The sequence below is a fragment of the Butyricicoccus sp. AM78-15b2TA genome (assembly GCF_027665985.1).
Lineage (GTDB): Bacteria > Bacillota > Clostridia > Oscillospirales > Butyricicoccaceae > Agathobaculum > Agathobaculum butyriciproducens.
The window spans coordinates 1-7,277 of sequence record NZ_JAQEHY010000035.1; the positions used below are offsets into that span (position 1 = coordinate 1).

The 7,277-nt window shown below is 49.5% G+C and carries 7 protein-coding genes; all 7 read left to right on the forward strand.

Features of this window, described 5'->3' with window-relative positions; all coding sequences use genetic code 11:
• A partial coding sequence (locus tag PGS25_RS15140) for a DUF4368 domain-containing protein (RefSeq protein WP_270419368.1) occupies positions 1 to 1,629 on the forward strand: 1,629 nt, incomplete at its 5' end.
• A complete protein-coding gene (locus PGS25_RS15145; RefSeq protein WP_118300510.1) occupies positions 1,626 to 1,970 on the forward strand; it encodes a TnpV protein in 345 nt (114 codons plus the stop codon). The genes PGS25_RS15140 and PGS25_RS15145, both read left to right, overlap by 4 nt.
• 135 nt (positions 1,971 to 2,105) lie before the next feature.
• The gene (locus tag PGS25_RS15150; protein ID WP_025483373.1) at positions 2,106 to 2,936 is read left to right on the forward strand and encodes a TraX family protein; all 831 of its coding nucleotides are present in this window, start codon (positions 2,106 to 2,108) and stop codon (positions 2,934 to 2,936) included.
• 300 nt (positions 2,937 to 3,236) lie between these two features.
• On the forward strand, positions 3,237 to 3,761 hold the full coding sequence (locus PGS25_RS15155) for a hypothetical protein (protein WP_270419370.1): 525 nt from the start codon (positions 3,237 to 3,239) through the stop codon (positions 3,759 to 3,761).
• A 127-nt stretch (positions 3,762 to 3,888) separates the two neighbouring features.
• The gene (locus tag PGS25_RS15160) at positions 3,889 to 4,248 is read left to right on the forward strand and encodes a DUF3847 domain-containing protein (RefSeq protein WP_270419371.1); all 360 of its coding nucleotides are present in this window, start codon (positions 3,889 to 3,891) and stop codon (positions 4,246 to 4,248) included.
• Positions 4,214 to 5,710, forward strand: a complete 1,497-nt coding sequence (mobQ, locus tag PGS25_RS15165; RefSeq protein ID WP_270419372.1) for a MobQ family relaxase — start codon at positions 4,214 to 4,216, stop codon at positions 5,708 to 5,710. Before PGS25_RS15160 ends, mobQ begins: the two co-directional genes overlap by 35 nt.
• A partial coding sequence (locus PGS25_RS15170) for an AAA family ATPase (protein ID WP_270419374.1) occupies positions 5,707 to 7,277 on the forward strand: 1,571 nt, incomplete at its 3' end. The genes mobQ and PGS25_RS15170, both read left to right, overlap by 4 nt.

The window sequence follows — 7,277 nt, forward strand, 5'->3', positions numbered from 1 at the left end:
AAGGACATGAGCCGCATGGGTCGTGACTATCTGAAAGTCGGTCAGATTATGGAAATCCTGCGTCAGCGTGGCGTTCGCCTTATCGCCATCAATGACGGCGTGGACAGCGCCAGAGGTGACGATGATTTTACCCCTTTCCGCAACATTATGAACGAGTATTACGCCAGAGACACCAGCCGTAAAATCCGTTCCACTTTCCAGTCCAAAGGCAAGTCCGGCAAGCACCTCACAGGCACGGTCATTTACGGCTATCTCTGGAACGAAGCCAGAGACCAATGGTTGGTTGACCCCGAAGCCGCTGATGTGGTCAAGCGCATCTTTGCCATGACGATTGAGGGCTACGGTCCGTATCAGATCGCCAGCAAGCTGAAAGAAGAAAAAATCCTAATTCCGTCCGCTTACCTTGCCCAGCACGGCGAGGGTGTGAATAAAAACAAGACTTTCAAAGATGTGTACGGCTGGGGTTCTTCCACCATCTGCAACATTCTTGAAAAGCGTGAATATCTGGGACACACCATCAACTTCAAGACTCGAAAGCACTTCAAGGACAAGAAAAGCCATTATGTCCCGGAGGACGAATGGACGATTTTCGAGAATACCCATGAAGCTATCATTGACCAGCAGACCTTTGACCTTGTGCAGAAAATCCGTGGGAATGTCAGACGCTACCCGGACGGCTGGGGCGAAGCAGCTCCCCTCACAGGCTTGCTTTATTGTGCCGATTGCGGCGGCAAGATGTATGTCCACCGTACCAACAACGGCAAGCGTATTTCTCAATATACCTGTTCCCAATACAGCAAAGTCCCAGTTGGAAAGCTCTGCACGACACAGCACCGTATCAATGAAGATGTGGTACTGTCCCTTGTTTCCGAAATGCTCAAAGCTATTGCCGAGTATGCCAAGCATGACCGAGCCGAGTTTGTCCGTGTGGTGCAGGAAGCGCAGTCCAGCCAGCAGACGGCAGAGGTCAGAAAACAGCGCACACGCCTTGCCACAGCAAAGCAGAGAGTTTCCGAGCTGGAAGTCCTGCTCTGCAAAATCTATGAGGACAACATTTTAGGCAAGCTGTCCGACAGCAGATACGCCACTCTGGACGCTCAATACGAAAAGGAACAGTCCGAGCTTACCGCTGAAATCTCTGTTCTGGAAAAGGCTGTCAAGAGCTATGAGAAGCACGAAAAGGACGCTGACCGTTTTATCGCTCTGATTGACAAATATGAGAACTTCGACAAGCTGACCATTGCCATGCTCAACGAGTTTATCGAGAAAATCCTTGTACATGAGCGTGACCGCAAGGGCAGTATACAGACCACACAGGAGGTCGAGATTTACTTCAATTTTGTCGGGCGATTCGTTCCTCCGGCGTTTGGAGAAGTGGAGCTTACCCCAGAGGAATTAGAAGAAATCCGCAAGCGTGAGGAACGCAAAGACAGGCTTCATCAGAACTACTTGAAGCGGAAAGCCAGCGGAGCGCAGAAGCGATACGAGGACAAAATCAAGGGGAGAAAAAAGGCAGAAATCGAAGCCAAGAAAGCCGCCATTCGTGCGGAGGATATTGCAAAGGGCGTGTTCGTTCCCGCCAGCAGTTTACCGCAGAGAGAGCCGATGAAAGGAGTACAAACAGCATGAATATCACTTACACACGGAACGGCGATTATCTTATCCCGAACATCATTATCCGCAAGACCAAGCCCATCGGACACTACGGCAGACTTCGCAAGGCGTATTTAGAAATGCACCGCCCGATACTGTTCAATGAACTGGTGCTATCCGACAAGCTCTTTGAACATTGTGCCGAGATTGACGAAGCGGCACGAAACCGCATGGAGCTGATCGTGCGGTCACTGGCAGAGCAAAACGGGGTGACTGAGCAACTGAAAGCCGATAATCAAATGGAATGGGTGCGGCAGATGAACGCTTGCAAGGCACAGGCAGAGGAAGTTGTGAAAGCAGAATTGATTTATGATTGAGTGAGGAAGTCCGGGCAGAAAACTGTTCGGACTTTTCTCATATATTCCAAAGTTGCGATAGAATTGTTCACGAGTTTTATGGTATAATTTGAATGCGAAAAATCGTAGAATTGGAAGTTGGTAGGAGGTTGCTTTATGAGCCTTGATAGGAAAATAAATCGCATTCAATTTCTCTCAGGAAATTCGCTAAAGGTTATTGCTGTACTGACAATGCTTATTGACCATCTATGTAAAATTGTGCTGCAATGGCTGCTATCAAACTACTGGGGGGCTATGGCAGATAACGGGCAAATGTCGTGGGAGAGATTCCGAGAGATAGATTATTTCATACGGTTTGATTTGCAAAGCATTGGGACGATTGCTTTTCCGCTATTCTGTTTTTTGCTGGCAGAAGGATTCCAACACACAAGAAGTAAAAAACGCTATATTGGGTTGATGCTTGCATTTGCCCTTATTTCGGAAGTTCCATTTGACATAGGTTTCTTTAGTGCGTATTCACGAATGGAAGATACATTTCCGTTTTACTTGAAGTATCAAAATGTATTTTTCACCTTGTTTTTAGGCTTATTGACATTGGTATGCCTTGAAAGATTTTCGTGTAAATCAGACCTACCGGTGGATAGAATAAAATCAGCAGTCCTGCAAGTTCTCAGTGTAGTGCTTTTTTCCGGCATTGCGGAAGGAATCCATTGTGACTACGGTATGCAGGGGATCTTATTCATATCAGCATTTTATATTTGCCGTAATCACCGAATCTATCAAGTGTTGCTGTTCCTTTTGGCTTACATGGGGACAACGGGAAATCAACCGCCTTTATGTACGCTTCTTGCCTGCTTGCTTATTCTGCTATACAACGGAAAGCGTGGTAAACTGAAGCTAAAATACTTCTTCTATGTTTTTTATCCAGCACATATCCTTGTCCTATATTTGATTCAGATAGGACTCGGAAAATACTTACTGAAATGACTAATTGCAGTTTGTCGAGAAATTAAGCCGGAGCAAACCCCTTTAGGAACTAAAGGGCGCACTTCTATACTCTCTGTCGAGAGTAGTGCGTCCTGCGGAGCTTCATTCTCCGTCAGCAGAAGAAAACTGCATGACCGAGAATGTTGCGTCACTTCGTTCCGTCAAGGTGGCTACACCCCCTTGCGCCGCTAAAGCGGCTATCCCCTGTGGACTTGCCGTCCGCAAACGGTTTTGACAAACCGTTCGCCGCCAGCAAGTTTGAAAATCAAGAATCTTAATTTGATAAAGGAGTGTGATTCTATGAAAAAGAAATTACCCATAATCCTCTTGGGTGTTATTTTGGCTTGTGTGTTGGTTTTCGGTTTCCTTTATGCAAACAATGACATTGGTAAACCCGCAAACAGTTTAGAAGCAGACATTCGCCAATCTCAAAAAATTTTGGATGATTGGATTGTTGATGGAAGCATTTCCGACACAATGGCTGCATTTATTTCTTACCCACAGGACAAGACAGACCACACTTTTTCTGTCTATGTAAATCGCCCTGGCTTGTCTTTTGGATATTTCTTCCGTGGTGGTGGAGATATAGTTGAGGTTGATGATTACATTGCAGAGTTTGTTGTTGAGGGAAATAACGAAAGGGCATTTATCTCAATGAATACCCAAAATATTGTTCGACTTGAAGTAGATGATGGCAACGGCATTCAAGTGATTGATATTGATAGTGGCAAGCCTTTCGCCATTGTCCTGCCCCTCAATGTAGGAAACATCTGTTTCTATGATACGAATGGAAATGTTGTGGAATATCTTCGCCAACAACTTTGACCAACTTCAATTTACCGAACTGAACACAACAACTGAATACCGAAAAACTGACCGTTGACTGGTCGCAATCTGCGAAAAGTTGACGGTCTTTTTTTATCCCCATTTTCAAAAAAGGAGGTCACGAAAAATGACAAAACCGAAAACCCTTGAACAGCTTCGAGCCGAAAAGGAACGAGCCGAGACGCAGCTTGTACAGGAACAGCACAAGCTGGAGCGTCTGGAGAACAGAAAGAAGTATCTGGAGAAAGGCGAACGCACCAAGCGCACCCACCGCCTTTGCAATCTGGGCGGAACGATTGAGAGCCTTGCCCCGGAGGTCAAAGATCTCACACGCACCGAAATGTCAGAGCTGATGGAACACATCTTTTCCCTGTCCGAAGTCCAGCGAGCCGTCCGTCACATGGCGATTACCCACATCAGCCAAACAAACAGAGAAAAGGAGTTGAAAGCCGATGGCACTATTTCATCTGAGCGTCACGCAGACTAAGCGAAGCGCAGGACAGTCCGCTATTGCTTCTGCCGCCTACCGTGCCGGGGAGCGATTGTATAGCGAGTATTACGGCGAATACAGCGACTACACCAGAAAGGGCGGCGTGATCTGCTCCAACATTCTCCTGCCGTCCCATGCACCGCCCGAATACGCAGACCGCCAGACCCTATGGAACGCCGTGGAAAAAGCCGAGCGTGGAAAGAACGCCCAGCTTGCATACAGCTTTGACATTGCCTTGCAGAATGAATTTTCCCTTGAGGAAAACATCGCTCTTGCAAGGCAATTTTTATTGGAGAACTTTGTGAGCCGGGGCATGGTGGTTGACTTCGCCGTACACCAGCCAGACCGGGAGGACGGCGGCATACCAAACCCGCATTTTCATGTGCTTTGCCCCATCCGCCCCATCGAGCAGAACGGCAAATGGGGGCTAAAGCAACGCCGGGTGTACGAGCTGGACGAGGACGGCAACCGTATCCGAGACCAGAACGGAGAGTTTGTTTTCAATGCCGTTCCCACTACCGACTGGGGCAGTCCCGAAACGCTGGAACACTGGCGGCAGACATGGGCTGAAATGTGCAACGCCAAGTTTGCGGAGAAAGGTCTTACTGTCCGTATCGACCACCGAAGCTATGAACGGCAGGGCGTGGATTTACTTCCCACCATCCATGAGGGCGCAACCGTCCGGGCAATGGAGAAGAAAGGCATACGCACCGAAAAGGGAGAGTTCAACCGCTGGATCAAAGCCACCAATGCCGTTATCCGGGACATCAAGAAGAAAATCACTCTCCTGTTTGATTGGATTGCCGAAGCAAAAGCAGAGCTTGCCAAGCCGCAGACCCCCGACCTTGTTTCTCTGCTGAACGCCTACTACACCCAGCGCAAAGCCGGGGCTTATTCCCAGAAAGGCAAAATCAGCAACCTAAAGGAGATGAACGAGACTTTCAATTATCTCCGGGCAAACGGCATTTACACCCTTGAAGATTTGGAAAGCCATGTCAATGAACACAGCTCCACCACAGAGAGCTTGAAGAAAACGCTGGACGGGCAGACCGCACGAATGAAAGAAATCAAGCAGCTCTATGACAGCTCCGCTGCTTTCCAGAACTTGAAGCCTGTCTATGACGGCTTGCAGAAAATCAAGTTTGAGAAGCCCAGAGCCAAGTACAAGGCAGAGCATGAAGCGGAACTGAAACAGTTCTACGCCGCCAGACGAAAGCTGACCGGGGAGTTCCCGGACGGCAAGGTGGATATGAAAAAGCTGACCGAAGAGTATGACGAGCTGGAACAGGCGCACGAAACCACCTATGGCGAGTTTAAGGCTGTCAGAGACGATTTACACCGCCTTTGGAAGGTCAAGTCATGCGTAGATACTGCCGCCCGATTTAACGAGCGTACAGAGGAACAAAAGCTCCAAAATCGACCCCAAACACGACAGAAAAAGGAGGAACTATCCCGATGAATTACACCCAAGCACAGATTGACCGGGCAAATGCCGTCAGTCTGGAAGATTTTCTCCGCACACAGGGAGAGACGCTTATCAAAAGCGGACGAGAATACCGCTGGAAAGAACATGACAGCCTGACCGTCCGGGGAAACAAGTGGTTTCGCCACAGCCAGAGCAAGGGCGGCTATCCCATTGATTTTGTCATGGAGTTTTACGGCAAGTCCTTTCCCGAAGCTGTCCAGCTCCTGACCGGCGAAAGCGGCGAGGGGCAGACCGAAGCCAGCACAACACCGCCCACAGCGTTTCACTTGCCCTTGCACAACAGAACAGCCGACAGAGCAATTCAATTTCTTTGCGAAAGCCGAGGTCTCAACAAAACGCTTGTTGAGGCTTTTCTTCTTTCCGGGGATATTTACGAGGAAGCAAAGCGGCACAATGTTGTGTTTGTCGGCAGAGACCGAAGCGGTACGCCGAGATACGCCCATGTGCGAGGAACGGCAGACCCATTCAGACAGGACATTGCCGGGTCTGACAAGTCCTATCCGTTCCGCTATGAGGGAAACGGCAACCAGCTCTTTGTCTTTGAAGCACCGATTGACCTGTTATCATTCATCTGCCTTTATCCGCAGGACTGGCAGAAAAGAAATTATCTTGCCCTGGGCGGCGTTTCGGGCAAAGCTCTTGACCGTTTTCTTTCTGAACGCAAGGACACCCAAAAAGTGTTCCTCTGCCTTGACAGCGACACCGCAGGAAGCGAAGCCTGTACCCGACTGGCACAGTCCATTCCCAGCGAGATCGCCGTCATTCGCCTTGTCCCGGCAAGGAAAGACTGGAACGATGTTCTCCGTCAGCAAGGGGACATTCCCAGCCGCAAATTTATAGCGGAAACAATCACGCTACGAGAGCTGCCCACCGCCCAGCCTGTCCCCATGCTCCGTATGGCAGATGTGGAGCTGACGAGCGTGGATTGGCTATGGTTTCCGTATATCCCCTTTGGAAAGCTGACGATCATACAGGGCAACCCCGGCGAGGGAAAGACCTACTTTGCCATGCGTCTTGCGGCGGCTTGCACCAACCGAAAGCCCTTGCCCGGTATGGAAACAATTGAGCCTTTTAATATCATCTATCAGACCGCCGAGGACGGTTTGGGCGATACCGTTAAGCCCCGGCTGATGGAAGCTGACGCAGACCTTGAACGAGTGCTTGTCATTGACGATAGAGACACGCCGCTGACCCTTGCCGATGAGCGCATAGCAAGGGCAATCCGGGAGAACAACGCAAGGCTTGTTATCATTGACCCGGTACAGGCGTTTCTGGGCGCAGATGTGGACATGAACAGAGCAAACGAGGTGCGCCCGATATTCCGCAGTCTGGGAGACATTGCACAGGCTACCGGGTGCGCTATCGTGCTGATTGGACACCTGAACAAAGCCGCAGGAACGCAAAGCACCTACCGGGGATTGGGGTCTATCGACATTACGGCGGCAGTCCGCAGTCTGCTTTTTATCGGCAAGCTGAAGGACAGCCCCACAACGAGGGTGCTTATCCATGAGAAAAGCTCCCTTGCGCCGCCCGGACAGTC

Coding starts and splice junctions, on each gene's coding strand:
- PGS25_RS15150 (WP_025483373.1), top strand. CDS start 2,106: ATGAGCCTTGATAGGAAAATAAATCGCATTCAATTTCTCTCAGGAAAT.
- PGS25_RS15155 (WP_270419370.1), top strand. CDS start 3,237: ATGAAAAAGAAATTACCCATAATCCTCTTGGGTGTTATTTTGGCTTGT.
- PGS25_RS15160 (WP_270419371.1), top strand. CDS start 3,889: ATGACAAAACCGAAAACCCTTGAACAGCTTCGAGCCGAAAAGGAACGA.
- mobQ (WP_270419372.1), top strand. CDS start 4,214: ATGGCACTATTTCATCTGAGCGTCACGCAGACTAAGCGAAGCGCAGGA.
- PGS25_RS15145 (WP_118300510.1), top strand. CDS start 1,626: ATGAATATCACTTACACACGGAACGGCGATTATCTTATCCCGAACATC.